Raw genomic sequence first — 23,893 nt, 5'->3', positions numbered from 1 at the left:
CGTGTCATTGAACTGCTATTTGAGACTTTTCAAGCGGTCGACCGCGGCGTGCAGCGTCTCCGGCCGCTTCGGGAAGGCGAACCGGATCATGCTGCGCCCGGCCGCGGCGTTCTCCGCCTGCCAGAACGACAGCGCGGGCACGCACGACACGCCGATCTCCGTGATGAGCCTGCGGGCGAACGCGACGCCGTCGCCTTCCGGGTCCAGCGGCGACATGTCGCACAGCACGTAGTACGACCCGTCCGGGCGGCGCAGGCCGAACCCGATGTCCTCCAGCGCCTCGCACAGCAGGTCGCGCCGCGCCAGGTAGCGCGCGGCGAGATCGACGTAGTAGCCGTCGGGCAGCCCGAGCGCCGCGACGCCCGCGGCCTGCATCGGCGCGGGCGCGGCGATCGTGAGGAAGTCGTGCACCTTGCGGATCGCCGAGGTGAGGTCGGGCGGCGCCACCGTCCACCCGACGCGCCAACCGGTGACGGCATAGGTCTTGGACAGCGCGTTGACCGTGATCGTGCGATCCTCCAGCCCCGGTACGAGTGCGGGCGGCAGGTAGCCGCCCGGGCCGAGGTAGTGGATGTGCTCGTAGATCGAGTCGACGACCAGCACCGCGTCCCAGCGTTGGCAGAGCTCTGCCAGCAGAGCCAGCTCGTCAGCCGTGTAGACCTTGCCGGTCGGGTTGTTGGGGTGACAGAGGAACACCGCCTTCGTGCGCGGCCCGAACGCGGCACGCAGCTCGGCCTCGTCGAAGGTCCAGTCGGGCGCGTGCATCCGCACGGTGCGCGGCACGGCGCCGGCGAGGATCGCGTCCGGCTGGTAGTTCTCGTACCACGGCTCGAACATGACGACCTCGTCGCCGGGGTCGAGCAGCGCGAACGTCACCGCCACCAGCGCCTCGGTTGCCCCGCAGGTGACGCACAGCTCCGTGTCCGGGTCGATCGTCCAGCCCGGGTACGTCCGCGCGGTCTTCTCGGCGATGGCCGCGCGCAGCGGCGGCGTGCCGAAGGTCATCGGGTATTGGTTGTCGTCGGCGAGGATCGCCGCGCACGCGGCGTCCTTGAGCTCCTGCGGGCACGGGAAGTCGGGGTAGCCCTGCCCCAGGTTGATCGCGCCGTGCTGGGCGGCCAGCCGGAACGTCTCCCGGATCACCGACTCGGTGAACAGCGCTGCCTTCGCGCTGGTGCGCGTCATTGTGTGCCTCCCGACAATGTCGCCAGTTCCCCGCGGGAGCTGATCCCGAGCTTCGGATAGGCCTTGTACAGGTGATAGGCCACCGTGCGCGGGCTGAGGATCAGCTGCGCGGCGATGTCCCGGTTGGACAGCCCCTGCGCGGCGAGCTGGGTGATCTGCAGCTCCTGGGGCGTGAGCCCGCCGAACGCGGGCGACGGCGCGGCCTGGCGCGTCCGCGCCCCGGACGCGCCCAGTTCGGCCCGCGCCCGCGCCGCCCACGGCTGCGACCCGATCTCCTCGAACGCCGTGAGCGCCGCCGCGAGCTGCACCCGGGCGTCGGACTTGCGCTTGGCCCGGCGCAGCCACTCGCCGTAGAGCAGCGCGGTGCGCGCCTGCTCGAACGGCCTGCTCGCCGTGGCGTGCAGGGCCAGCGCGCGCTCGAAATGCCGCTCGGCGTCGGCGTCCGGCGCGGTCAGCGCCTCGCAGCGGGCGAGCAGCGCCTCGATCCAGGGACGTCGCAGGGTCGCGGCCCAGCGGGTGAGCAACGCCAGCGGCTCGACCGTGTCGGCGGTCCGGCCGAGCCGGACGGCGGCCTCGATCTCGGTCGGCACGCTCCGTACAACCGCGGCGAGGTGCCGGCTCTGGCCGTGCGCCATCGCCTGCAGCCGGTCGAGGCTGCCCTGGACACGGCCGCCGCCGAGGTCGAGCAGCGCCAGTCCCGCCTGTGCCCACGCGCCTCCGGACGTCGCGCTCCGGGACGCCCGCGCGTCCAGTGCGGCGAGCTCGGCGTGCTCGCGGCACCGATCCTCGTCACCCTCCACGGCGGCCAGATAGGCGAGCGCGCCCGCGGCGTAGCTGACCCAGAGCGGCTGGCCGGTGTCCCCGGCGATCGCCATGGCCTCGCTCCCACTGATCCACGCCTCGCGGTGCCGGCCGAGCATGACCTGCGCGAGCGTGGAGATGCCCAGGCCACCCGGCAGTGCGTGCACCGTGCCGTGCTCGCGAGCCTGCCCGACGAGCGCCGTCGCGATCTCGACGCACTCCTCGTCGCGCGCGGCGACGAACGCCCGGCTGGCCACCTCGAGGAGAGCCCGCGGACCGGCTGCGGCCCCTGCCTCCCGGGCTCGGGACAGCACGGGGTCCAGCGCAGGGAAGCCGGCCGGATCGCGGTCCAGCACGAGCGCGGTAGCCCACCTTGCGAGCCATGCGACGCCCATCAGCGGGGCGTCGGGATCAAGGCCCAGCGCGTCGAACCGGTCGACGGTGGCCGCGATCAGCCCCTCGTCGGTCGGCGCCGCCCAGGCCGCGTGCATGGCCTGCATGAGCATCCAGAACGCGCGCTCGGGATCGTTCCCAGCAATCCGCAGCGCGGCGTCGGTGAGCAGGCCGTGCGCGCGGCGCAGCTCCCCCTGCGCGAAGTCGGCTCCTGCCCGCACCGCGGCCAGCCGGGCGAGGACGACCGGGTCACCGACGTCCCGCGCGGTGCGCTCCGCAAGGCCCCGCGACCATTCCAGCCGGCCGCCGTGCACGCCCGCCTCGCAGGCCAGCACGAGCCTTCGGGTCGCCGCTTCCCGATCGACGCTCAACGCGGCCGCGCGCTCGTACGTGGCCGCCGCGGCGCCGTGGCCGCCGCGGGCCTGTGCCCGGTCAGCGGCGTGCTCGAGGTCGGCGGCCACCCGCTCGTCGGCGCCGGTGGCGGCCAGCGCAAGGTGCCATGCCCGGCGGTCGATGTCGTCGGCGTGCGCCTCGGCGAGCGCGGCGTGCACCGCGACCCGCTGCACCAGCGGCGCGCCGTGGTAGACGGCCGCGCGGATCAGCGGGTGGCGAAAAGCCAGCCCGCCCGCCGTGACGGACACGAGCCCGCTCGTCTCGGCCGGCTGCAGGTCCGCGGCGCCGAGACCGAGGGTGCCTGCCGCCCGCAGGAGGGTGGGGACGTCCCCGGTGTCGTCGGCGGCGGCCACGAGCAGCAGTTGCCTGCTCCCGGGCGGGAGGGCCCTGACCTGATGGTGGAAGGCGTCGAGCACGCGGCTCGTCAGCGGGATCACGCCGAGGTGGGCACCCTGCGTCGCGATCAGCGGGGGCAGCTCACGCAGCGCGAGCGGGTTGCCGTGCGTCTCGGTGATGAGCCGTTCTCGCTGGTCGGCGGGCAGCGCCGCGCCGAGGTCGTCGAGCAACGCGGCCGCGCTGTCCGGGTCGAGCCCGGCGAGCGATAGCTCGGGGACGCCGGCAGGCGCGAACTCGCCGGAATGCTCGCGGACCGCGAAGAGCACCACCACGCCCTCGCGGTCCAGCCGCCGCGCGGCGAACAGCAGCGCCTCCGCGGACGGCCGGTCCAGCCATTGCGCGTCGTCGACGAGGCAGAGCAGCGGCTGCGCCTCGGCCAGGTACGCGAGCAGGGAGAGCACGGCGGCGCCGATCAGGAACCGGTCGCCGCTCCCCGCCTCGCCAAGCCCGAACACACCGGCGAGGGCGTGCCGCTGCGGGCCGGGGAGCGCCTCGAGCGCGTCGGCGGCGGGCCGCAGGAGCAGGTGCAGGCCGGCGAAGGGCAGCTCGGCCTCGGACTCGATCCCGGCGCCGCGCACTACCCGCATGCCGTCGGCCCGCTGTGCCGCGTACTCCAGCAACGCGGTCTTGCCGATCCCGGGCTCTCCCCTGACCACCAGCGCGCCGCTGATCCCGTCCCGCGCCGCGGCCAGGAGGGCGTCGACCCGCTCCTGCTCGGCGCGCCGCCCCCGCAGCATGCCGGCCACCCTATCCGGGTCAGGCGTCGTCGCACCCCTGCTCCGCGAGCGCCCTGAGCCACCCGCCTGAGAAGTACTGATACCGATACGGATTTCCGCCCGCCCGCGGATCCCTAGCGTTCCTGCCATCACGAACCGAAGGGAACGCGCCATGTTGCTGGAGAACCGCAACGCCGTCGTCTACGGGGCAGGCGGGTCGATCGGCTCGGCCGTCGCCACGACGTTCGCCCGCGAGGGCGCCCGCGTCTTCCTCGCCGGACGCACCCGGGAGGGCCTCGAGCTGGTCGCGAAGGAGATCACCGCGGCCGGCGGGCGGGCCGAGGTCGCCGTGCTCGACGGCCTCGACGAGCAGGCCGTCGACGAGCACGCCCGTTCCGTCGTGGAGACGGCAGGGAGCATCGACATCTCGTTCAACCTGGTCACGGCCGGGGACGTGCAGGGCATCCCGCTGATCGACATGACGACGGCCGACTTCACCCGCCCGATCGTGACGCGGGCCACCGCGAACTTCATCTCGGCCCGGGCGGCCGCCCGGCACATGGTCAAGCAGCGCTCCGGCGTCATCCTCGCGTTGAACAGCGGCTCCGCGGCCGGCAGCCCGATGATGGGCGGCACGGGCCCGGCCGACGCGGCCACCGACACGCTCGTCCGCAATCTCGCCGCGGAGATCGGCCCGAGCGGCGTCCGCGTGGCCGGGATCTGGACGGCAGGCCTCCCGGAGACCCTCTCCCCTGAGAAGCTCGCCACCGTCGCCGGCGGCCCCGCGATGGACGACGCGGCGTTCCAGGGCCTCCTCCAGCACCTGGACGGGATGCGGATGACACGCCGCTCCCCCACGCTCGCCCAGGTCGCCGCCACGGCCGCGTTCCTCGCCTCCGACGGTGCCGGGGCGATCACCGGCACGTTCGTCAACGTCACCAGCGGCACCTTCCCCAGCTGACAGAAAGGACTGATCGACATGACCAGCTCGACAGACCGCAGGGTCACCGCGAACCTCGCCCTCACCCTCGACGGGCGCTACCACGGCCCGGGCGGCCCCGCCGACTTCGGCACGTTCGTCCCGTACGTGACCAGCGACGTCGCGCGCAACCACATGACCCGCGTCTGGGAGACCGCGACGACGGCCCTGCTCGGCCGGGTCAACGCCGAGGGCTTCATGGGCTTCTGGCCGTCGGTGGCCGGCGACGAGAACGCCGATCCGCGGGACCGGGGTTACGCGAAGTGGCTGGTGAACACGGAGAAGGTGGTGCTGTCGACCACGTTGACCGAGGCGCCGTGGGAGCGCACCCGGGTGGTGAACGCCCCGGCCGCTGACGTCGTCGCCGACCTCAAGGCCGCCGGTGCGGGCGACATCCTCGTCAACAGCTCCCCCAGCCTCATCAAGGCCCTCCTGTCGGCGGACCTGATCGACCGGCTGTACCTGATGGTCCTCCCGGAGATCGTCGGGGGTGGGGAGCGCCTGTTCGAGGACGGCCTGCCCGCGTCGACGTGGACGCTCACCCGTCACGAGACCGGCGAGCTCGGCGAGATCGCCGTGATCTACGACCGCAGGCGCTAGGAACAGAACTCCGTCACAACCGGCTCGAGGACCTCGACCGGCACACCGTGCCAGCCGCCGGGCAGGCTCCGGTACCTGGCGTCGGGCAGGGCGGCGGCGACGCCCGCCGCCCAGCCCGTCAGGTCGTCGCTGCTGCCCTGGCTGTCGAGGACCAGGGTGGGTGTCGGCACCTTCGCCAGCAGCCCGGTGGTGGTCGCGTTGGAGATCAGGCAGTCGTAGACGATCGTGTGCGCGACGGCGTCGAGAGCCGGCATCGACGGCGCCATCCCCGCGAGGATCTCGACAGGCACGCCGACGGCGGCGAGGAAGCGCTCCACCGCCTCCCGGCGGCGCCCGGCAGCCACGAGCGATTCCATCTCGGCGGTGAACGCGGTGTCGGCCGGGTCGTCGTCGGTGCCGATGGGCGGCTCCATCAGCACGAGCTTCTCGATCGGGACACCGGCCTCCGCGGCCTGCAACGCCAGGAGCGCCCCGGAGGAGAAGCCGTAGACACAGGCGCTGCCGCCGGCCTCGGAGATGACAGCGGCGAGATCCTCGACCTCGCGCTCGACCGCGTACGGCGGGGTGTCGCCGCTCTGTCCGCGGCCACGCCGGTCGTAGCTGTACACGGTGAACCGGGCGGTGAGCAGCTTCCCCAGCCCCCGGACGTTGTCGAACTCACGGTAGCCGAGGGCCGGATCGACCAGCACGAGCGCCGGGCCGGCGCCGGCGCGCTCGTAGGCGATCGCGGTCCCGTCGTTCGACGTCACCTTCATCCCGTCCTCCCCTTTGAGTACTGGACGGCACAGTACTCGCATCAGTACTGAGCCGTCCAGTATGGTTTTTCCGTGACGGAGACAGCTGAGCTCGGGCGTTCGGCCCGGAAGCGTCAGGCGATCCTGGACGCGGCCCGTGCACTGTTCCTGCGCAACGGGTACGCGGGCACGAGCATGGACGACGTGGCCGCACGGGCCGCGGTGTCCAAGCAGACGGTCTACAAGCACTTCGTGGACAAGGAACGCCTGTTCACCGCGATCATCACCGGCGACATCGCCGAGACAGAAGGGCTCACGCAGTCCCTGGTGGACGCCTTGCCGCAAACCCAGGACCTGGAGCGAGACCTCCGCGAGTTCGCCCGCAGGCACGTCGTCGACGTCATGCAGCCACACCTGGTGCGGATGCGGCGCATCCTCATCGGTGAGGCCGACCGGTTCCCCGAACTGGCCGCCGCCTGGTACGCGCGCGGACCCGAACGCGCGCACGCCACGTTCGCCGGCTGGTTCACCAGGCTGGCCGAGCGCGGGCTGCTGCACGTACCCGACCCGCTGATCGCCGCGGAGCACTTCAACTGGCTGATCCTTTCGATCCCGCTGAACCGGGCGATGTTCTCGGACGTCGAGGAACCGGCCGAGAGGCTCGAGTACTACGCCGACGAGGCGGTCCGCGTATTCCTGGCCGCCTACGCGATCACCGGCGACCGCGCGTAGGCCGCAGGGACCCGCCGGTGCCCCCGACGCTGCCGGCGGGTCCCTTTCCGAGCCGCGCCCAGCCCTCAGCCAGGGCGCGGTATGTCCGTTACCGTGCTCGATCCACCTGTCGGCTCCGTCTGCACGGGCTATGCGGGACCTGTGGAACTCGCTCGCGTGCCGGCGCCCGCGACGGCCAGGATGCCCGCGATGCACCGCGACGAGATCGACGCCGCCCTCGCGGCACACCTGGTGGCCACGCAGTTCCCCGAATGGTCCGGGCTGCCGGTCGTACCCGTTGACCAGCCCGGTTGGGACAACCGCACGTTCCGCCTCGGCGACACGATGTCCGTGCGACTGCCGAGCGCCGCGGCGTACGTGGCGAGCGTGGAGAAGGAGCACACATGGCTCCCCCGGCTGGCGCCGCGGCTGCCGCTCCCGATCCCCGTTCCGCTGGCGCTGGGAGTTCCTGGCGGCGGGTACCCGTGGCCGTGGTCGGTCCGGCGCTGGATCGACGGTCGGGTCAGCTCGCGGGAGAAGATCCGCGACCTCGTCGCATTCGCCCGTGACGTCGCCGGGTTCCTCGTCGCGCTGCAGGGCATCGACCCGTCCGGCGGGCCGGCGGCAGGCGCGCACTGCTTCCACCGGGGCGGGTCCCTGAGCGTCTACGACGCCGAGACGCACGACGCGATCGCCGCACTCGGGCCGCGGATCGACGGCGCCACCGCCGAGAACGTCTGGCAGAACGCGATCGACGCCGGGTGGACCGGCGCGCCGGTGTGGTTCCACGGCGACATCGCGGCCGGCAACCTCCTCGTCGACGACCGCGGCGACCTCTCGGCGGTCATCGACTTCGGCACGTCCGGCGTCGGCGACCCGGCCTGCGACCTCGTGATCGCCTGGACCCTGTTCGACGGCGAGAGCCGTGCCGAGTTCAAGCACCTGATGCCGGCCGACGACGCGATGTGGGCGCGCGCCCGCGGCTGGGCGCTGTGGAAGGCGCTGATCACGATCGACAACCCGTACGCGGGGGCGTGGGTCGCGGACGAGTCCGCGCGCGTGGCCAAGGAGGTGCTCGCCGAACACCGCGACGGCCGATGAACTCACACCGCCCGCCGCGACCTACTCGCGTGTCGAGATCCAAGACCTGGCCACTCATCCACGCCGAGCGGGCGGCCCTTGCCGCCGACCTCGCGAATCTCGAGGACGAGCAGTGGTCGACCCCGTCCCTGTGTGCGGGCCTCAACGTGCGCGAGGTCGTCGCGCACCTGACCGCGGCCGGCAGCCTGAACGGTTTCCGCTGGCTGGCCGGCGTGATCCGCTGCCGGTTCGACTTCGACCGGCAGGTGGCGATGCGCCTCGCCGAGCAGCTCGGTTCCTCGCCCGCCGAGACCCTCGCGCGGTTCGCGCGGATCGTCACCAGCACGACGTCCCCACCGCTCCCGCTGCAGGCCATCCTCGGGGAGGTCGTCGTCCACGGCGAGGACATCCGGCGGCCGCTGGGCATCACGCGCGACCACCCGGTGGACGTCCTCACGCGCGTTGCGCGGTACTACGCGGGCTCCGACCAGGTCGTCCTCGCCCGAGGCCGGGTGCGCGGGCTGTACCTACAGGCGACCGACGGCCCGTTCACCACCGGCTCCGGCCCGCTCGTGACGGGCCGCACGCTGGCGCTGGTGATGGCGATGACCGGGCGTCCGGTGTACTGCGACGAACTGGACGGAGCGGGAGTGGCCACATTGCGCGCCCGCGGCAGTGGGGGAGGTATGTGATGACGGTGCTGCTGCGCCGGGTCCGGGTGGGGCTGCGCGGGCCGGTGGCGGACGTGCGGCTGGCCGACGGCACGGTGGCGGAGATCGGCTCCCTCGCGCCGACCCGCGACAGGCTGGTGATCGACGGGCGTGGCGGCACGCTGCTGCCCGGACTCGTCGACGCGCACGTGCACGCCGCGCAGTGGGCGAGCAGCCGGCGCCGGGTGCGGCTGGACGACGCCGGCTCGGCACGGGAGGCGGTAGACAGGGTGGTGTCGGCGGCACCGGCCGAAGCCGCCGAGCTGGTGATCGGCGGGGGCTTCCGGGACGGGCTGTGGCCCGACGAACCGCACAAGGACCTGCTGGAACGCGCCCTGCCGGGCCGGCCGGTTGCCCTCCTCAGCAACGACCTGCACACCGCGTGGCTGAGCCCGGCCGCACTCGCGCTCGTCGGGCAGGCGCACCACCCGACGGGCGTGCTCGTGGAAGGCGACTGCAACCGGGCCACAGCGGCGCTGCCGGCCACGTCGGAGGACCAGCTGGACCGCTGGGTACTGGAGGCGATGGACGCGGCCGCGGCCCGCGGCGTCACGGCGATCATGGACTTCGAGTACGCCGACACGGTCGCCGACTGGACGCGGAGGCTGGCGATCGGCTCGCCCGCGGTGCGGGTGCGGTGCGTGATCGCCCGGCACGTGCTGGACGATGCCATCGCCCGCGGGCACCACACAGGTGACTCGGTCCCCGGTTCCGGCGGGCTGCTGGCCGTGGGGCCGTACAAGCTGTTCGTGGACGGGTCGCTGAACACCCGCACCGCGTACTGCCACGACCCGTACCCGGGGCTCGGCTCGCACGGCCGGCTGGAGCTTTCCCCGGACGACCTGGTGCAGCTCATGGCGAAGGCGCACCGGCACCGCATCCAGCCCGCGGTGCACGCGATCGGCGACCGCGCCACCGCGATCGCCCTCGACGCGTTCACCGAGGTGGGCTGCCCCGGCCGGATCGAGCACGCGCAGCTCGTCCACCCCGACGACATGAAACGGTTCGCCGCACTCGGCGTGACCATCGGGGTCCAGCCAGCGCACGCCCCCGACGACCGTGACGTGGCGGACCGGTACTGGGCGGGCCGGACGGGCCAGGCCTTCCCGTACGGCGAGCTGCTGGCGACCGGGGCGCGGCTGGAGATCGGGTCGGACGCGCCGGTGTCGCCGCTGGACCCGTGGGACGGCATCGCGTCCGCGGTCGCGCGAACCGACGACGATCGACCGCCGTGGCACCCGGAGCAGGCGATCCCGTTGGCCGATGCGCTGCGTGCGGCGAGCGGCGGCCGTGCGGGCGTGCACGTCGGGGATCCGGCCGACCTGGTCGTGGTGGCGGTGGACCCGAGCGACATCGCACCGCGCGAGCTGCGGGACGTTCCGATCGTCGCGACCGTGATGGGAGGCAGGCCCACCTACACGGAGGCCCGATGACCGCTCGATCGGCACGCGAATGCTTCGATCCACCCACACCGCCGACGATCCTCCGGCGGGAAGCACTAGCCGGACCTGCGCGGAACGTGCTGGCATAGCGGCATGGTGTCCGTCGACCGTCTGCTCGCCTTCGCGGCGATGTCGTTCCTGCTCATCGTGATCCCCGGCCCCAGCGTTCTGTTCACCGTGGGGCGGGCCCTCGCCCAGGGCAGGCGCGCCGCCCTCAGCTCGGTCGCGGGCAACGCGCTCGGCGCCTACGTGCTCGTCGTCGCGGTGGCGTTCGGGATCGGCGCCGTCGTGGAGCGCTCGGCCGTCGCTTTCACGGTGCTGAAGCTGGCCGGTGCCGCCTACCTCGTGTACCTGGGCGTCAAGGCGTGGCGACAACGCGGATCGGTTCCCGCCGCGATCGACGGCGAGGCCGCGCGGGGCAGCGTCCGCACGCTGTGGGAGGGCTTCGCGGTCGGCGTGGCCAACCCGAAGACGATGGTGTTCTTCGCGGCGGTGCTGCCGCAGTTCGTCGATCCCGGCATCGGGCACGTCGCAGGCCAGATGATGCTGCTCGGCCTGATCTTCGTCGGGATCGCACTCGCCTCGGACAGCGCATGGGGCCTCGGCGCGTCCGCGGCCCGCGACTGGTTCGCCCGCTCCCCCGGCCGGCTCGCCGTGGTCGGCCGGATCGGCGGCCTCTCGATGATCGGCCTCGGCGTCACGGTGGCGGTGACGGGGCGGAAGGACTAACTAGCTCGCCCCGAGCCAGTCGGTCAGGAGTTCGGCGGTGCGCTGCGGCTGGTCCTCGGCCGTATAGGTGTACGCGTCGGCGATCGTCCGCAACTCGGCGCCCAGCGCGGCGGCGTACCGCTGGGCGTGGTCGAGCGGGAAGACACGGTCGTCTGCCGCCCATGCGAGGAGCACGGGCTTGCCGAACGACCTCCGCAGCCGGTCCGCCGCCGCCTGGGTGTAGCGCGGTGAGACCGCGCTGATCGCCCTGCGCCCGTCGTGCCTGATGGCCGGCCGGGTGAGCACCGGCCGCACGTAGCTGCGCATCACCGGCGGATCGATCGGGCGCTTGGCGAGCCAGCCGTAGGTGTTCGGCAGCCGCCAGGTGGCGGGCAGGCGCAACGGTTCGTAGAGCACCCGGTGCGTGGCGGGTCGGCGCGCCGCGGCCTTGAGCAGCCCGAAGCCACCGGGGCCCGGCGGCCACGAGCACTCCGGGGTCTCGCAGGAGTTCAGCACGAGCCGCGCGATCCGCTCGGGACGATCGGCGGCGGCGATCTGGGCGTAGGCCCCGCCGGAGTCGTTACCGGCCAACGTGACGTCGCGCAGGTCCAGCTCGTCGAGGAAATCCCCGACGAGCCGCGCGATACCGGGCGGAGACAGGTCGGCGCCCGGCATCGGTGCCACGTGCGAGCCCAGCGGCCAGTCCACCGCGATGCAGCGATACCTGCCGGAGAGCAGCGGGACCAGCTTGCGCCAGATGTTGGCGTTGACCAGGTAGCCGTGGACGAACACGAGCACCGGGCCGTGCCCGGCGTCGTGGTAGCGGATCGGGCCGGCCGGCAGCCGCGCCTCGCGGGCCGCGCCCAGCCGCGGATCCCGCCAGGTCTCCGCGGTCATCGGCGGAGCAGGAACCGCGCCGCTCGAAGCCACGCGCCCGGCCGGAGGAGCAGCGCGAGTGCGATCGGAGCGGGGTCGAAGAAGGCCTCGCGGCGCAGCACCCGCCCGTCGGGGTCGATCAACAGCTTGTCGACGCTGCGGAAGACCAGCGGCCTGCCACCCACCGTCGCGCTGAGCCGCAGGTCGATGAACACGACGTCGTCGCGCCCCGCCCAGGCCAGCACGTCGCCGCGCAAGTCGGGCGCGAGCCGGAGCAGGCGACGCGCCTCCTCGTGCCAGACGGCCCGCCCTCGACCCGACCGCAGCATCGGCTGAACGAGCTCCGCGTCGTCGGCGAGCAGCTCGTCCCACGCGTGGGGCTCCGGGCGGCCCCATCCCTTTACGAAGAGGTCGACCACCTGCTGGTGCACGCTCGGCCAATCGGCCATGATCGGACGGTACCAGCTTTTGCAACGGTTACAAGAGAAGGTCGGGACAGGTGGTCGATCAGCGCAAGGAACGCACCACGACCGCACTGCTGCACGCGGCGGAGACGCTGTTCCGGGACCGGTCTGCCGACGATGTGACCGTCGAGGAGATCGCCGGAGCGGCGGGCGTTGCCGTCGGGTCGATCTACAACCACTTCGGCTCCAAGGCCGGCCTGCACGCCGCCCTCGTCGAGCGCGCACTGCAGGTCGACCGCGACTTCATGGACCGGGCGTACGGGTCGAGCGACTCACCGATCGAGCAGATCCACGCCGCTGCCGAGCAGTACTTCGCCTTCTACTTGGCACACCCGGACCACTTCCGCATGCTCGCCTTCCCCGGCCCCCCGGGCCGCTACGCCGCGGGTCGTGAGCTGTCCGAACGGCTCGCCCGCTCGGTCGACGAGCAGAACCAGCGGCTGGTCGACGCGATCCGGCGAGGCGTGGCGACGGGAGACCTGCGGCCGGTCGACCCGGAACAGGTCGCAACCTTCCTGTGGGCGGCGTGGAACGGCGTCATCAGCCTCGCGTGGCGTCCCGATCCGCTGCGGCGCGACGAGGCGCAGCTGCGCGAACTGCTCGCGACAGCCACGGACGTCGTCGCCGAGGGCCTCCGCGCGCGGCGCCTCGACTGAGCGCTGTCACTCCACGTCGAACTCGCCGGCCCGGAGCCCGGCCAGGAACGTAGTCCACGCACCCGGGGTGTAGCGGTTCGCAGGAAGGCTCGGGTCCTTGCTGTCGCGCACCGCGATGTGGCCGTCGGGGAGGAGGCGCACCTCAACACATCCCCCACCACCGGAGAAGCTGCTCTTGCGGAATCGGTCGTGCGAGATCACGGCGTGCCTTTCGGGGAGTGGTGAGGGTGTTCCCGAATCTCGGCGATGAGCGCCCGGGACTCTTCGTGGTCGAGCGCCTTCCGAGTGATCGCGTCGAAGATCCGGAGGTACTCCAGGACGCTCGACGGCTGCTCGAGGAAGCGCTCGCCGGTGTGCGACTCGACGGCGACCACATCACGGTCGCGGTCGTCGGCGTACTGCAGGATCGTGAACATTCCGTGGAGGCCGGCGTGGAGTCCGGCACCGAACGGCACGATTCGCAGCGACGCGTTCCGCTGGCGCGAGACGGCCAGCAGGTGGTCGAGCTGCTCGCGGACGTCAGCCGGCGAGCCGAAGGGCCTGCGCAGCACCGGCTCATCGAGCACGAAGGTGAGCTGAGGAGCAGCCTCGGACTCCACCATCAGCTGCTGGCGCCGCGCGCGGACCTCCGACAGACGCCGCGCAGCATCGGATCGGACGATCGGCAGCGCCTCATAGAGCTCAGTCGCGTAGGCCTCGGTCTGCAGCAGCGGCGGCACGATCGCCGCGGCGAAGCTGCGGATCGTCGACGCTCCGGACTCGTAGTCGAGGTACGTCTCGAGCCCAGCGAACAGGGCACCCGAGTACTCCCGCCACCACGCCTGGCTGCGCCCCGCGCTCGCCCATCGACGCAGGCGCTCAGCAGTCTGCGCATCCAGCTCGTAGAAGTTCACGAGATCACGGATGTCCCGCGGCTGCGGCACACCCTGCCCGTTCTCGAGCCGACTCAGCTTCGACGTACTGATCAGCGTGGCCTCGGCGACCTCTTCGAGCGTGCGGTCGCCGCGCAGCCGCCGCAGCTCGGCCCCGAGCCTACGACGATGCAGCAGCGGCCCCTCAGACGACGGCACGTGGACCTCCCGGCCGGCGAGGACCGCGATGGTCCTCGTGGCCGTCCTCGGTTGGAAGCGGCCGAACGGGTGCGCTCGTATGCATGTGCTCTCGCGGGATGAGCTAGTCGGGTGTTCTGTATGGGAATCCCAGCTGTTGAGTTGCGACAGCAAGGCCCAGTGCGCAAACTACACCTGCGACGCCCACCGCCGGTAACCGGCCGGCGCGTGTCGTCCGAACCCGAACGGGGGCCGGCAATGAACCTTGCGATCGTCCTCGGTGGCCTGACCATCCTCGTCTGTGTGGCGCTACTGATCGCTCTCGTCGACGTGCACGCCCGCCGCGCGGCCTGGCGACGCATCGCCGACGCCCGGCGCGAGGTACAGGAGCGCGAGCACGCCCTCCTGTACGGGCCGGAGCGCGCCGACCACTTCCTCGACGACGGAGCCTGAGTCTCTCCGGCCGCGAGCCTGAGCGAGGTTGATCACCACGAGTGGTGTCAGAGCGTCAGATCTGGCGCTCCGGCACCACTTTCCGCGATCAGGCAGCGACCGGACACGCCCGATCGTTACCAACCTGAACGCTTGATCCCTTTAGCGCTGGACAGAAGAATGCAATTCCTGGGTTGGCGCTCCTTCCACCGACGATCAGGGCCCAACGGCGAGGTCGTCGGAGTGTCCGGCGTCGAGTCGCGACCACTGGCCGATGGGGCGTCCGCCGAACTCCTCCGACACCGGTGTCCATGCGGGCGGGCCGCTGTCGGTCCTCATGGAGCACTGTTGTGGCCAGCCGGTGGGTGAGTCCTCCCAGGGTTCCTGGCGTCCGTAGACGGTGCGGTCCATGAGCGTGTAGCTGTAGTCCATGGCCTCCACGCCGCGGCGGTTCGTCCAGTAGGTCTCGAAGACGCGGTCGCCCTCGCGCAAGTAGCACACGAGGTGCATCAAGCCGCTCTCGCGACCGACGAGGAGCGCGTCGAGGGAGGGCTGCGCTGAGTACCAGGGCATGTCCCAGCCCATGAAGTCGCGGTAGCGGAGGCTCTCGGCGTACGACGCCTGTGGATCGGCGGGGCCGAATGCGGTGTTGCGGCCCTGGCTGAGGACCGCGTAGGTGATGTCACGGGAGTGCAGGGCGGACAGTTCGGCGACCTGATTGAGGAACAACGTGCAGCCTTCGCACTGCTCGGGCGCGGGTCGGCCGGGCCACCACATGGCGTAGTAGGCGATGAGCTGCCGGCGGCCTTCGAACGCGTCGAGCAACGTGACCGTCCCGTCAGGGCCGAGCAGCTCGAGGTTGGCGTCGACCTCGACCATCGGTAGGCGTCGTCGGGCCGCCGCGATCGCGTCGCCTTCCCGGGTGTGCGCTTTCTCCCGAGCCCGCAGTTCGTCGAGTTCGGTCTGGAAGGTGGCCCGGTCGACGACCGCGGGCTCGCCGAGGACTGTTGACTCATCGTTCATGACTGCCTCCTCCAGCATCCGGCTACACGATTCCATCAGGCACTCCCGCATGAAAGCAGCGATGTAGCCAAGAGGGACGTGGATCTCGCCGGACCTACGTCGGCCGTAAGACCGTCTCCCGCAATGCCGCTGAGATGCTGGAGATCTTCACGCAAGCGGAAGAACGTGAGCTAGCACGCCGGTCAGGTTGATCACTACGACATGACCGTGGGGCTCGAACCGAGCGTCTGAAGCGATCTCACCGGTACCGACCTGGAACATCAGCGTCGGCACGGAGTCGCCATTACTCGCGACCCGCCGTTGCCTCACGTACGTCGCTCCTTCGGCAAAGGACCCAACAAGAGCAAAGACAGCGGCCCTTGCGCCTCCGACGCTGCCTGTTGCACCACGCCATTCCAGATTGATGATGTACGCACCCGCGCCGTCGGTCTCCGCATTGATCAACACGAGGTTACGGTCCTGCTCAATCCACGCTACGACGTGCGGCAAGAGGTGGACCTCAGGCTGTTCAGCTACCCACATGGGTTCCCTGAATGCCGCAACCAGCTCGTTGGCGCCCGCAACGAGCTGTACGGCGTCCGCGACGCCGTAGCCCCGGTCATCCCCGTCCCAGCGTGCTGCCATGGTGGCGACGTTAGACCGCGCCGTCGACGAAGAGCGGGCGGAAGGGTGAGCGGCTGATCCCGTCGCCGTCGTGGGCGGTCACGATGTTGAAGCGCCGCCGGCTGGCGATCGGCCCGAGTGTGGAGGCCGTGTTCCCCGATTCGCTCGGCAACTGGCGAGATCCATCGAACGACCGGTGGGTGTGGCGGGAGGTCCGCGTCACCGACCGCCAGACGGCAGAGGTGCCGGAGGGGCTGTTCGGCGTGCCAGCGGACGAAACGAGTCCCAAAAGTGTCCCTGGATCTTGACCCGAGATCACCAGCGAGCCCGTGACCAGCGGATGTTGTGGGCCCCCAGGGGATCGAACCCTGAACCCGCGGTTTCAAGATCTACTTGACTGGACGTTGCCGGTCGCGACTGAACTGGGCCCATACCTGGGCGCAAGTAGCATCGCGATTTCCGATCGCTTCTACTTTCTGAGCGTCAGTTCCGGACCATTGACGTGAGTAGGACGTGAGGGATGGTTCGTAGCACAGGCGGACGCGTGAGCAGTCCCCTCCGCTTGACAGCTCATCTGGCCTGACTCATCCGGGACAGCCTGGGTGGTACTTCGAGCCAGGATTCCGCTTCCAAGGTTCTATATCGGTCGCTCAATCGACTCCGAGCCCAAGAGGACGAGATTTGGAGGGAGACTTGGCATACCCTCATACTGCTCTCTAGGCTTCCTGTCTTCTCTCTCATCCCACGTCGCCAGTTGACGCGATGGCTGACTGTCGGCCATATACAGGAAGATATCATATGTGATTCCCGATTTGGGTATTTGAACTAAATCTAGAGATGAATCCCCCAGGCTCCAAGCGCCATCGCCCAGCCTTCTTGCGCGCGCCACCGGGTAGTACTGTCCGTCATCCTCGGGGCGGAGTACGATCCACAAGTCCCTATCTGCAGGGACATTATCCGAGCTTCCATTGATCTGCACCTTGTCAAAGACAACATCATCATAATCTGAAGCCGGCGGATCCGGAACGAGTGTCTCGTCATACTGGACACGACAGGTGGTGTCCAACGTGCCGGTTGGCGCCGGCACATTTGGAGTGGGAGGAGGTAATGGTCCCGCTTGGTCCGGTTCTGCATCTGGCGATTGATCCGGGACCGACTCACGGGTTGAATCCATAGCAGATGAACCCTCTCGCTCTGGCGCTAAACATTTTCCAATTACAATCTGGCCCGAAGGTACACTTGCCGCTGTTTGATAGTCCTTTACAGGTCCGTACAACAGGGCCAAGGAGGCTATCGCCAAGCTGCCTGCTGAGATCCTGTCGGATCTTGTCCACACCATGAGATCCACTCCTCCAGACGCTTGGAGGGCATGACACGCGCCGGCCACGGGCCACCCCGAAGCAATCTCCGTGTACAGGTCGGAGAGGCGTGTAGTTCGCGCTGTGATACTCGATCAGGACGAGGTGTGAGGTTGCAGGTATCTGCGACGAGCCATCGGAACCAAAATCGGGATCTTGGTGTCTCTGATGGTCTGGGACGGTCGATGACCTGGGCTGCCTTGGAGCAGGGGTGTGCTGACGATGGCCCAGGTGTCGGGGTCGTTGCTGTCAGGGTGTGCTGTCAGCAGTGCTGGGTGTGCGCTCAGGAGCGGGGCGTCAAGGCGTGTGATGGCACGAGCACCGATACGTGTTCGGTCACCTCGGCGCCGTACGAGTCAGTGATCTTGAAGTTCACACGGCCGAACCACCGACCGTCTGTGGAGCGGACCCAGCGCTTCAGTAGGCCAGGGACGCGGCCTGTGGCGACGAGGAGGCCGCCAGGCGGGGGATCGTCAGCCCCGGCAGTGCCATCGTCGGGCGGACCCCAGAACGCCTCAAGGTTGACCCAGACCGGGCGGTCCAACGGCGGTGGCGGCTGAGCGTGCGATGCGGACCATGGCTTGTACATGGCTTCCCCCTTCACGAATGTGTGGCCGGGGGAAGCGGCTTTGGGGGATGGTAGGGCATCGGAGACGGTCCCAGCTGGGTCCTCGGCCCTGAGCAAACGGAGCGGGTCCGCATGGAACAGGTCAAGATCAGCGACGAGATGCGGCGGGCGCAGGCCGAGTTTCACCAACTCGTCCACGCTTCGTCAGCTCACGACCTGCGGCGTCCCTCGAACGGCACCAGGTGGACGAACCGCCAACTGCTGTTTCACATGGTGCTCGGCTACGCCGTCGTCCGTACCCTGCTCCCTCTGGTGCGCACTCTCGGCAGACTCGGGCACAGCCGGGGATTCGCCGCCACGCTGAACGCCGGCCGCCAACCCTTCCATCTGATCAACTACTTGGGCTCATGCGTCGGCGGGCAGATCCTCTCGCCACGCGCGATGACCGCCGTGCTCGACTGGATCATGCGTGGCCTTCAGCGCACCCTCGCGGCCGAGACCGAACGGAGCCTCGCGCTCACGATGCACGTTCCGACCGCGTGGGATCCCTACTTCAAGCCCACCATGAGCGTGCTCGACGTCTACCACTTCGGTACCCAGCACTTTGACCACCACCGACGCCAGCTCACCCTTGAAGGGTCGGACGACGCCTGACGACAGCCGACCAACGGTCTCCCGGCGCTGGGCGGCCACTCGCCCCCATCCCCGCGATCCTGGCCGGCTCTTCACATGATCACGAGGTGTCAACCCGGAACCCCCGATCCCGCTACCCGACCGCTGACGCAACTGGCGCAGGCCCTGCCAGCGAGGCCACCGGCGGGATCGGGGCGCGCAGCGGGGTTGACTCCTCGCGATCATGTAAGACGATCTGCGGCCAGCGGGGATGACCACTACTCGACGTCGCTCAGCTTCCCATTGCCGGCGCATGGCCGGCGGCCCATAGGCGCGCGGCCGCCCGTGAGCGGAGCGGCAAGGAAGCGGCCGCGCATGCCGTCCGGACGCAGTCCGGCCCGCCCCCGGATGGGGGCGGCTTGAAGACGTATAGAAAGTTCTCACCAGGTGTCGCGTGCTGCCCACGACGGTCGCTGCGCGAGGAGATCGGGGAACTCCGTCTGCAGCACACAGAATTCGTTGCCCCACGGGTCCCGCATCACCCAGAAGTCGTGCCCGCGCTCCTGCTGACGGCTCCACCGTGTGGCTCCGAGTGCTTCCAGCCTGCGGACTTCGGTCTCCACATCGTCGGTCTCGAGGTCGAGATGCATCCGCTCTTTGTGCGACTTGGGATCAGACGTGAGCTGAAGCAGTACACGAACCGGAGCATCGGGCAGCCGAAGCCGGCGGTACACCGCACTGCTTTTGGGATCCAAGGGCTCCTCGGTGGCACCGAGAGCGGCGATCCAGAAGGCAGCGCCTCGTTCAAGGTCTCCCACGTCGACCACGAAGTGGGCCACACGGCTGCGATGCGAGGTCACGAGCCTTCAGCACCACCGGCCGACGGGTCGGTCTCAGCAGCGATCCAGTCGAGATACTCAGGGTTGCCGTCGTAGATCGGCCGGGCGCTGACTCCGGGCACCTGGTACGGGTGGCGTTCCTTGGCGTACTGGACGATCTCAGGAACGAGCGCACGTCGCGTATGCAGGGAGGCGCGCCCCTCGGTGCGCTCATGGACCTCACCCTGCCACCGGTAGATCGAGTGGACAGGGGTGAAGTTGTGGACGCTCGAACAGAGACGCCGGTCCACGAGCTCGCGCGTGAAGCTGCGAAGCCACGCGGGATCGGGTGCAGTGATCACCACTTCGCATAGCTCGGTCATGGCGTCGTCCCGCGCTCGGCGATCAGTTCGGTCATCGCCTGCTCAGAGTCATCGCGCGTCTTGCCCATCGTGGCCCAACCGGTCATGACCTGGTCGTCATAGCCGAGACCGACCCATCGGCCGATCATGTGGATGCCGTGCGCGTGCTTCATGAACAGGTACATGGTCCCCTTGGATCGGACCGTGCCCTCGTTTGCCGCGTACCAGCCGGTGAGGACCTGGTTGTCCCAGAGGCGGCACTCCCCTGTCCAGAGGTAGCCGCCCTCTTCTGCGCTCAGCCCGTGCTCGGTGGCAGCGATGTGGACGATCTCGCCCTCTTGTCGCATGTGTACAGGCTGCGTCGCGATCTTCTCTACTCCATCGCGCGACGTTTGCCAGGACGCCCACCAGTCGCCGGTGACGGTGACGCCGCTCGGAGAGCGGCCAGCCAGCTCAGTGACCGAGATACCTAGGGCATCGGCGATCGCGATCGCGACAGATAGCAACGGCTGCTGTTCACCAGCCTCGTACCGGCGGATCTGGCGCGTATCTACGCCTGCAGCGCGAGCTAGCGCGCCCTGCGACAGCCCTAGATCGGCACGGGTGACACCCACCCGCCACCAGGCCGCACTGGTGATCGTCGACGTCATTCGACGCGACCCACTCTCCGCACGCACCGTGCTGCGCCCCGCCGTCCTGGACGACATCGACGGGGACGACACACCACCGGCGAACGGCTCCACCGCGCCGCTCCCGGACCGATCCACCCTGCAGCCCAACGCACCGGCGGACTTCCCGACCGTGCAAGCCACCCGCAACGGCAACAGCACGAACGGTTCGGGCCCGCGCAACACCGGCAAGACCCCGGCCAGCACACCGGCCGGTACCGAGAAGGACTCCGAACCATCTGTCACCGGGTTCGGAGGAGTGGACGTCAGCGACTACGTCTGACCCGAGAAGGGCGAACCCATGGAAATCAACATCGGCTCCATCAACGCCGAAGTGATCGGCATCGCCGACACCATCATCAACGACACCCCCGTCACCACCACCACCAGCGGTGGGGACGACAAGCCGACCGATGAGGTCCGACCCCAGTAACTGGCCGTCCACACCGGACGGGACCGGGATGCGAGACCCACGCACCCCCACCCCGGGGAACCGCGCTCGCATCCCAGCCCCGACCACCCCACGCAAGGAGAACACCCACACAGAGAGAACCACTCGCGAAGGACACCGATCACGATGACCCGCCCACACCACCGCCGGCGCACCCGCCGCCGCACCTGTGAACCGCGTTCGATCTACGACCCGATCTACTTCGGGATCGACGAGAACGGCCTCCCCGTCGAGGTCACCCTGATGTACCGCAACCTGCTGGACGGGGGCGAACCAGGCTCGGGCAAGTCCAGCCTGCTCAACACCATCATCGCCCACGTCGCCCTCTGCTCCGATGCCCGACTGTGGCTGTTCGACGGCAAGACCGTGGAACTCGGACTCTGGGAAGAGATCGCCGACGTGTTCGTCGGCAACTCCATGACCGACGCCCTAACCCGCCTGCGGGAACTCCAGGCCGAGATGGACATGCGCTACCGCCAGCTCAACGCGGTCAAGCGCCGCAAGATCGCCCGCGCCGACGGACTGGACGTCATTGTCTGCGTCATCGACGAACTCGCCTTCTTCTCGGTCACCATCGGCACCAAAGAGGAACAGGAAGAGTTCCGCACCCTGGTCCGCGACCTGGTCGCCCGCGGACGCGCCGCCGGAATCATTGTCATCGCTGCTACTCAGCGCCCGTCCGCCGACATCATCCCCACCAGCCTGCGGGACCTGTTCGGGTTCCGGGTCGCTTTCCGCTGCACCACCGATTCATCCAGCGACATCATCCTCGCTGTCGGGTGGGCCAAGGAAGGCTACTCCGCCCGCAACATCCGCCCCGAAGACATCGGGGTTGGTTGGATCCTCGCCGAGGGTGGCATCCCACGCCGGTTCAAGGCTGCATACCTGACCGACGCGCAAATCCGCGCCGTCATCGCCACTGCGCTGCGCATGCGCGGCATCGACCCTGCCGCCTAAACCCTCATCCCACTCAGCAGTACCTACACCCCGGATAGCACTCGCTATTCGAACAACAGGAGGAGTCTGCCCATGTTCACACTGATCGTGACCGCGCTAGTGGCCCTGGCCGTGCTCGGAATCCTCGTTCGGATCGCCGATGCGACCACCACCGATTCCCTGACCATCTCACGGGCTCCCAGAGCCTCCGTGATGGTCCGGCCCGCCACCCACCTGCGGGCCAGGCGATGAGCGCGCCGACTGTCAAGCCAGCCTTGACACCAAAACCGGCCCACAGGCACCCGCCCGACTCGGGCATCCCGGAACCGCCGCAACGTCGTGGAGAACGACGACTACGCCTCCTTCACCCGTCGCGTCATCGCCGCCCACGGCCGACGCATCGCCCGAGGCGACATCGAAGGCATTACCGCACTCGCGGAGATCGCCACCAGCCTGGATGCCGCCATGGGCCTGGCCATCCGAGGCCTGCGCGCCAACGGCTACTCCTGGAACGACATCGCCTCCCGCCTGGGCATCACTCGCCAAGCCGCCCAGCAACGCTGGGGAGGCAACCCGTCATGAACACCGGCTGCGATCAATACGACCTCACCCACCTCGCCGTCTGTGTCGTCTGCATCCACCTGATCACAAATGGCGAGTTCGACGACGGCACCGACGCCGCCGAAGTTGCCGCTGCCGGCATGGATCGCCTCTGGGGTCATCGCGCCCTCCTGCTCGATGGGACAGAGCTCGGTTTCAGCACCTGGTCCTGTGACGGCTGCGGCGACACCGACCACGGCGACCGTTACCGCGCCATCGCCGTAATCCCCACGCGGGGAGGCGAACCGTCGTGACCACACCGCAGTACCTGCACGACGACTACCTGCAGCACAACCTGATACTCGTGCGCACCGGCCGCAAATCACGGGCACCCGGCATCCGCCGCGGCCCCGACTGCGATGAACCATTCATCGACGACCACACCGGCCTCCCACACTGCCCCACCTGCCGCACCGGGCACCGCCGGTTCTGCAAAGGCTGCCACCAACTCATCGCCAACACCGCCGAAGGCGACCGGTACTGCCTGTCCTGCCAACACCAACCCACCCTGTTTGGAATGGAGTTCACCCCATGACTAACACCCAGCATCCGACCGAAGCCCAGCGATTCATCCTGGTCTGCTCCGCATGCCACGAACTCGCCGCCATGAAGCCACCACGGGAATGGACCCCAGTGTGGGGACCTCCACCACCGCATTCCCATTGGGACGGAGAACCGCTCTGTGCGGTCATGACTCGCACCGGCTACCGGACCGCCGAACCCATGCGGGTGGAGCTGTAGCCATGAGCATCGACCACACCCGCTGCTACGTCGTCACCTGCGACACCTGCCGCACCACCTTCGACGAAACCGGCGCCGACTACGTCGTCCACTTCGACACACCCGATGAGGCCATCGGCTACATCACCGAACACGGCTGGACCCTCACCGACTCCGGTGAACCCCGCTGCCTGCGCTGCACCGCCCGAATCGGCTGCGACCGCGACGGGCACGACTTCAGCCTATGGCACCCATGCGCCTGCAACGGCCGCATCCCGGATCACGCGCTGTATGGCTGCGGACTGCTCCGCTTCTGCTTCGCCTGTGATCACCACGAAACCGCCACCCTCGCAACCCTTCCGACAACCGCAGAGCCACACACCTTCGGTCGTTGACGGCGACCCCCACCCCCGGCCCACCCCACACGCATGCGTCACCAGGGAGTCCGGGGGTGGTGGTGACCGCCAACCACTGAGCACCACCCGACGAAGGAGAACAGCCATGACCACCACCCTCGACACCCCCACCACGACCAGTGCCAGCACCGCCAGCACGATCGCTGTCCCGAACGCCCGCGGGGAGGCCGTGTTCCTGCGCGCCGAGACCTACAACCTGACCGCCCGCGAGATCGTCTACGCCCTCGCCGCGCACCTGACCTACTTCGGCGACACCCTCGCCGTCCAGGTGGTTGACCCTCTTGCCGCGATCGATGCCCACATGCGGTTCAACGGCGACCTCACCGCCTGGACCCGGGGCCGCACCCCCACCGACGTCGCCGCCGTCCGCGCCCGCGCCGAGCAGATCGCCCGCGACTACTTCGGCACCTACTTCCCCGCCATCCCCTGGTAG

At 69.5% G+C, this 23,893-nt stretch carries 31 protein-coding genes; 19 read left to right on the top strand and 12 right to left on the bottom strand.

What is annotated here, in order from left to right; all coding sequences use genetic code 11:
- Window positions 1-15: 15 nt before the first annotated feature.
- Window positions 16-1,185 (bottom strand): pyridoxal phosphate-dependent aminotransferase, encoded by a 1,170-nt coding sequence (locus K1T35_RS02800; RefSeq protein WP_220258623.1) that lies wholly within the window; start codon window positions 1,183-1,185, stop codon window positions 16-18.
- The gene (locus K1T35_RS02795) at window positions 1,182-3,905 is read right to left on the bottom strand and encodes an AAA family ATPase (protein ID WP_220258622.1); all 2,724 of its coding nucleotides are present in this window, start codon (window positions 3,903-3,905) and stop codon (window positions 1,182-1,184) included. Before K1T35_RS02795 ends, K1T35_RS02800 begins: the two co-directional genes overlap by 4 nt.
- 151 nt (window positions 3,906-4,056) lie before the next feature.
- Between K1T35_RS02795 and K1T35_RS02790 the strand changes: the two genes are divergently transcribed.
- Together K1T35_RS02790 and K1T35_RS02785 are read left to right on the top strand one after the other, a co-directional pair.
- Window positions 4,057-4,845: an SDR family NAD(P)-dependent oxidoreductase gene (locus K1T35_RS02790; RefSeq protein WP_220258621.1), complete on the top strand. Its 789-nt coding sequence runs from the start codon at window positions 4,057-4,059 to the stop codon at window positions 4,843-4,845.
- A gap of 18 nt (window positions 4,846-4,863) precedes the next feature.
- On the top strand, window positions 4,864-5,463 hold the full coding sequence (locus K1T35_RS02785; RefSeq protein WP_220258620.1) for a dihydrofolate reductase family protein: 600 nt from the start codon (window positions 4,864-4,866) through the stop codon (window positions 5,461-5,463).
- Here the strand turns inward: K1T35_RS02785 and K1T35_RS02780 are convergent.
- Window positions 5,460-6,218 carry an alpha/beta fold hydrolase gene (locus K1T35_RS02780; protein ID WP_220258619.1) on the bottom strand — a complete coding sequence of 253 codons (759 nt, stop codon included), beginning with the start codon at window positions 6,216-6,218 and terminating at the stop codon, window positions 5,460-5,462. The two genes, K1T35_RS02785 and K1T35_RS02780, sit on opposite strands and share 4 nt — an antisense overlap.
- A gap of 72 nt (window positions 6,219-6,290) precedes the next feature.
- On the opposite strand from K1T35_RS02780, the gene K1T35_RS02775 reads away from it, so the two are divergent.
- The 5 genes from K1T35_RS02775 (at window position 6,291) to K1T35_RS02755 (ending at window position 10,869) form a co-directional block, all read left to right on the top strand.
- A complete protein-coding gene (locus K1T35_RS02775) occupies window positions 6,291-6,929 on the top strand; it encodes a TetR/AcrR family transcriptional regulator (protein ID WP_220258618.1) in 639 nt (212 codons plus the stop codon).
- A 189-nt stretch (window positions 6,930-7,118) separates the two neighbouring features.
- Window positions 7,119-8,009: an aminoglycoside phosphotransferase family protein gene (locus K1T35_RS02770; protein ID WP_220258617.1), complete on the top strand. Its 891-nt coding sequence runs from the start codon at window positions 7,119-7,121 to the stop codon at window positions 8,007-8,009.
- Between the two features lie 29 nt (window positions 8,010-8,038).
- Complete coding sequence (locus K1T35_RS02765; RefSeq protein WP_255621523.1) at window positions 8,039-8,680, top strand: maleylpyruvate isomerase family mycothiol-dependent enzyme; 642 nt, start codon at window positions 8,039-8,041, stop codon at window positions 8,678-8,680.
- Entirely contained in the window at window positions 8,680-10,131 is a 1,452-nt protein-coding gene (locus tag K1T35_RS02760; protein WP_370645297.1) for an amidohydrolase, read from the top strand. Before K1T35_RS02765 ends, K1T35_RS02760 begins: the two co-directional genes overlap by 1 nt.
- Window positions 10,132-10,233: 102 nt before the next feature.
- Complete coding sequence (locus K1T35_RS02755) at window positions 10,234-10,869, top strand: LysE family translocator (RefSeq protein ID WP_220258614.1); 636 nt, start codon at window positions 10,234-10,236, stop codon at window positions 10,867-10,869.
- On the opposite strand, the gene K1T35_RS02750 is transcribed toward K1T35_RS02755, so the two are convergent.
- Window positions 10,870-11,745, bottom strand: coding sequence for an alpha/beta fold hydrolase (locus K1T35_RS02750; protein ID WP_220258613.1), 876 nt, complete (start codon window positions 11,743-11,745; stop codon window positions 10,870-10,872).
- A complete protein-coding gene (locus K1T35_RS02745; RefSeq protein ID WP_220258612.1) occupies window positions 11,742-12,173 on the bottom strand; it encodes a nuclear transport factor 2 family protein in 432 nt (143 codons plus the stop codon). Before K1T35_RS02745 ends, K1T35_RS02750 begins: the two co-directional genes overlap by 4 nt.
- A gap of 50 nt (window positions 12,174-12,223) precedes the next feature.
- Here K1T35_RS02745 and K1T35_RS02740 point away from each other — a divergent pair, with 50 nt between their 5' ends.
- Window positions 12,224-12,844, top strand: a complete 621-nt coding sequence (locus K1T35_RS02740; protein ID WP_220258611.1) for a TetR/AcrR family transcriptional regulator — start codon at window positions 12,224-12,226, stop codon at window positions 12,842-12,844.
- Window positions 12,845-12,850: 6 nt separating this feature from the next.
- Here K1T35_RS02740 and K1T35_RS02735 read toward each other — a convergent pair whose 3' ends face one another.
- Together K1T35_RS02735 and K1T35_RS02730 are read right to left on the bottom strand one after the other, a co-directional pair.
- Window positions 12,851-13,045 (bottom strand): DUF397 domain-containing protein, encoded by a 195-nt coding sequence (locus tag K1T35_RS02735; protein WP_255621522.1) that lies wholly within the window; start codon window positions 13,043-13,045, stop codon window positions 12,851-12,853.
- Window positions 13,042-14,067 carry a helix-turn-helix transcriptional regulator gene (locus K1T35_RS02730; RefSeq protein ID WP_220258610.1) on the bottom strand — a complete coding sequence of 342 codons (1,026 nt, stop codon included), beginning with the start codon at window positions 14,065-14,067 and terminating at the stop codon, window positions 13,042-13,044. Before K1T35_RS02730 ends, K1T35_RS02735 begins: the two co-directional genes overlap by 4 nt.
- 84 nt (window positions 14,068-14,151) lie before the next feature.
- On the opposite strand from K1T35_RS02730, the gene K1T35_RS02725 reads away from it, so the two are divergent.
- Window positions 14,152-14,346, top strand: a complete 195-nt coding sequence (locus K1T35_RS02725) for a hypothetical protein (protein ID WP_220258609.1) — start codon at window positions 14,152-14,154, stop codon at window positions 14,344-14,346.
- Window positions 14,347-14,541: 195 nt separating this feature from the next.
- Here K1T35_RS02725 and K1T35_RS02720 read toward each other — a convergent pair whose 3' ends face one another.
- Together K1T35_RS02720 and K1T35_RS02715 are read right to left on the bottom strand one after the other, a co-directional pair.
- Window positions 14,542-15,348: a DUF899 family protein gene (locus tag K1T35_RS02720; protein ID WP_220258608.1), complete on the bottom strand. Its 807-nt coding sequence runs from the start codon at window positions 15,346-15,348 to the stop codon at window positions 14,542-14,544.
- A gap of 147 nt (window positions 15,349-15,495) precedes the next feature.
- Complete coding sequence (locus K1T35_RS02715) at window positions 15,496-15,972, bottom strand: hypothetical protein (protein ID WP_220258607.1); 477 nt, start codon at window positions 15,970-15,972, stop codon at window positions 15,496-15,498.
- Between the two features lie 2,037 nt (window positions 15,973-18,009).
- Here K1T35_RS02715 and K1T35_RS02710 point away from each other — a divergent pair.
- Window positions 18,010-18,531: a DinB family protein gene (locus K1T35_RS02710; RefSeq protein WP_220258606.1), complete on the top strand. Its 522-nt coding sequence runs from the start codon at window positions 18,010-18,012 to the stop codon at window positions 18,529-18,531.
- A gap of 398 nt (window positions 18,532-18,929) precedes the next feature.
- Here K1T35_RS02710 and K1T35_RS02705 read toward each other — a convergent pair whose 3' ends face one another.
- The 3 genes from K1T35_RS02705 to K1T35_RS02695 are packed head-to-tail and all read right to left on the bottom strand — an operon-like array spanning window position 18,930 to window position 20,283.
- Entirely contained in the window at window positions 18,930-19,349 is a 420-nt protein-coding gene (locus K1T35_RS02705) for a VOC family protein (RefSeq protein ID WP_220258605.1), read from the bottom strand.
- On the bottom strand, window positions 19,346-19,690 hold the full coding sequence (cutA, locus tag K1T35_RS02700) for a divalent-cation tolerance protein CutA (protein ID WP_220258604.1): 345 nt from the start codon (window positions 19,688-19,690) through the stop codon (window positions 19,346-19,348). Before cutA ends, K1T35_RS02705 begins: the two co-directional genes overlap by 4 nt.
- Window positions 19,687-20,283 (bottom strand): helix-turn-helix transcriptional regulator, encoded by a 597-nt coding sequence (locus K1T35_RS02695; protein ID WP_255621521.1) that lies wholly within the window; start codon window positions 20,281-20,283, stop codon window positions 19,687-19,689. The genes cutA and K1T35_RS02695 overlap by 4 nt, the downstream gene beginning before the upstream one ends.
- Here K1T35_RS02695 and K1T35_RS02690 point away from each other — a divergent pair.
- The 9 genes from K1T35_RS02690 to K1T35_RS02655 all read left to right on the top strand — a co-directional run bounded on the left by K1T35_RS02690 (window position 20,273) and on the right by K1T35_RS02655 (window position 23,893).
- Entirely contained in the window at window positions 20,273-20,620 is a 348-nt protein-coding gene (locus tag K1T35_RS02690; RefSeq protein WP_220263324.1) for a hypothetical protein, read from the top strand. The two genes, K1T35_RS02695 and K1T35_RS02690, sit on opposite strands and share 11 nt — an antisense overlap.
- Window positions 20,621-20,638: 18 nt before the next feature.
- The gene (locus K1T35_RS48660; protein WP_255621520.1) at window positions 20,639-20,770 is read left to right on the top strand and encodes a hypothetical protein; all 132 of its coding nucleotides are present in this window, start codon (window positions 20,639-20,641) and stop codon (window positions 20,768-20,770) included.
- Window positions 20,771-20,914: 144 nt separating this feature from the next.
- Entirely contained in the window at window positions 20,915-21,745 is an 831-nt protein-coding gene (locus K1T35_RS02685) for an FtsK/SpoIIIE domain-containing protein (protein WP_220258602.1), read from the top strand.
- Between the two features lie 72 nt (window positions 21,746-21,817).
- A complete protein-coding gene (locus K1T35_RS02680; RefSeq protein ID WP_220258601.1) occupies window positions 21,818-21,976 on the top strand; it encodes a hypothetical protein in 159 nt (52 codons plus the stop codon).
- Window positions 21,977-22,063: 87 nt separating this feature from the next.
- Window positions 22,064-22,306, top strand: coding sequence for a hypothetical protein (locus K1T35_RS02675; protein WP_220258600.1), 243 nt, complete (start codon window positions 22,064-22,066; stop codon window positions 22,304-22,306).
- Entirely contained in the window at window positions 22,303-22,578 is a 276-nt protein-coding gene (locus tag K1T35_RS02670; RefSeq protein WP_220258599.1) for a hypothetical protein, read from the top strand. Before K1T35_RS02675 ends, K1T35_RS02670 begins: the two co-directional genes overlap by 4 nt.
- A complete protein-coding gene (locus K1T35_RS02665) occupies window positions 22,575-22,859 on the top strand; it encodes a hypothetical protein (RefSeq protein WP_220258598.1) in 285 nt (94 codons plus the stop codon). The genes K1T35_RS02670 and K1T35_RS02665 overlap by 4 nt, the downstream gene beginning before the upstream one ends.
- Before the next feature lie 208 nt (window positions 22,860-23,067).
- The gene (locus K1T35_RS02660) at window positions 23,068-23,439 is read left to right on the top strand and encodes a hypothetical protein (RefSeq protein ID WP_220258597.1); all 372 of its coding nucleotides are present in this window, start codon (window positions 23,068-23,070) and stop codon (window positions 23,437-23,439) included.
- A gap of 106 nt (window positions 23,440-23,545) precedes the next feature.
- Window positions 23,546-23,893, top strand: coding sequence for a hypothetical protein (locus K1T35_RS02655; protein WP_220258596.1), 348 nt, complete (start codon window positions 23,546-23,548; stop codon window positions 23,891-23,893).

This window comes from Pseudonocardia sp. DSM 110487 (assembly GCF_019468565.1).
In the GTDB taxonomy this organism is placed as follows: Bacteria; Actinomycetota; Actinomycetes; order Mycobacteriales; family Pseudonocardiaceae; genus Pseudonocardia.
This window is presented reverse-complemented; position numbering and strand designations above follow the sequence as displayed.

Excerpts from the sequence above, each read along its gene's own strand:
- K1T35_RS02800 (WP_220258623.1), bottom strand. The coding sequence starts at position 1,185 with ATGACGCGCACCAGCGCGAAGGCAGCGCTGTTCACCGAGTCGGTGATC.
- K1T35_RS02795 (WP_220258622.1), bottom strand. The coding sequence starts at position 3,905 with ATGCTGCGGGGGCGGCGCGCCGAGCAGGAGCGGGTCGACGCCCTCCTG.
- K1T35_RS02790 (WP_220258621.1), top strand. The coding sequence starts at position 4,057 with ATGTTGCTGGAGAACCGCAACGCCGTCGTCTACGGGGCAGGCGGGTCG.
- K1T35_RS02785 (WP_220258620.1), top strand. The coding sequence starts at position 4,864 with ATGACCAGCTCGACAGACCGCAGGGTCACCGCGAACCTCGCCCTCACC.
- K1T35_RS02780 (WP_220258619.1), bottom strand. The coding sequence starts at position 6,218 with ATGAAGGTGACGTCGAACGACGGGACCGCGATCGCCTACGAGCGCGCC.
- K1T35_RS02770 (WP_220258617.1), top strand. The coding sequence starts at position 7,119 with ATGCACCGCGACGAGATCGACGCCGCCCTCGCGGCACACCTGGTGGCC.
- K1T35_RS02760 (WP_370645297.1), top strand. The coding sequence starts at position 8,680 with ATGACGGTGCTGCTGCGCCGGGTCCGGGTGGGGCTGCGCGGGCCGGTG.
- K1T35_RS02755 (WP_220258614.1), top strand. The coding sequence starts at position 10,234 with ATGGTGTCCGTCGACCGTCTGCTCGCCTTCGCGGCGATGTCGTTCCTG.
- K1T35_RS02750 (WP_220258613.1), bottom strand. The coding sequence starts at position 11,745 with ATGACCGCGGAGACCTGGCGGGATCCGCGGCTGGGCGCGGCCCGCGAG.
- K1T35_RS02745 (WP_220258612.1), bottom strand. The coding sequence starts at position 12,173 with ATGGCCGATTGGCCGAGCGTGCACCAGCAGGTGGTCGACCTCTTCGTA.
- K1T35_RS02725 (WP_220258609.1), top strand. The coding sequence starts at position 14,152 with ATGAACCTTGCGATCGTCCTCGGTGGCCTGACCATCCTCGTCTGTGTG.
- K1T35_RS02720 (WP_220258608.1), bottom strand. The coding sequence starts at position 15,348 with ATGAACGATGAGTCAACAGTCCTCGGCGAGCCCGCGGTCGTCGACCGG.
- K1T35_RS02715 (WP_220258607.1), bottom strand. The coding sequence starts at position 15,972 with ATGGCAGCACGCTGGGACGGGGATGACCGGGGCTACGGCGTCGCGGAC.
- K1T35_RS02710 (WP_220258606.1), top strand. The coding sequence starts at position 18,010 with ATGGAACAGGTCAAGATCAGCGACGAGATGCGGCGGGCGCAGGCCGAG.
- cutA (WP_220258604.1), bottom strand. The coding sequence starts at position 19,690 with ATGACCGAGCTATGCGAAGTGGTGATCACTGCACCCGATCCCGCGTGG.
- K1T35_RS48660 (WP_255621520.1), top strand. The coding sequence starts at position 20,639 with ATGGAAATCAACATCGGCTCCATCAACGCCGAAGTGATCGGCATCGCC.
- K1T35_RS02685 (WP_220258602.1), top strand. The coding sequence starts at position 20,915 with ATGACCCGCCCACACCACCGCCGGCGCACCCGCCGCCGCACCTGTGAA.
- K1T35_RS02680 (WP_220258601.1), top strand. The coding sequence starts at position 21,818 with ATGTTCACACTGATCGTGACCGCGCTAGTGGCCCTGGCCGTGCTCGGA.
- K1T35_RS02670 (WP_220258599.1), top strand. The coding sequence starts at position 22,303 with ATGAACACCGGCTGCGATCAATACGACCTCACCCACCTCGCCGTCTGT.
- K1T35_RS02660 (WP_220258597.1), top strand. The coding sequence starts at position 23,068 with ATGAGCATCGACCACACCCGCTGCTACGTCGTCACCTGCGACACCTGC.
- K1T35_RS02655 (WP_220258596.1), top strand. The coding sequence starts at position 23,546 with ATGACCACCACCCTCGACACCCCCACCACGACCAGTGCCAGCACCGCC.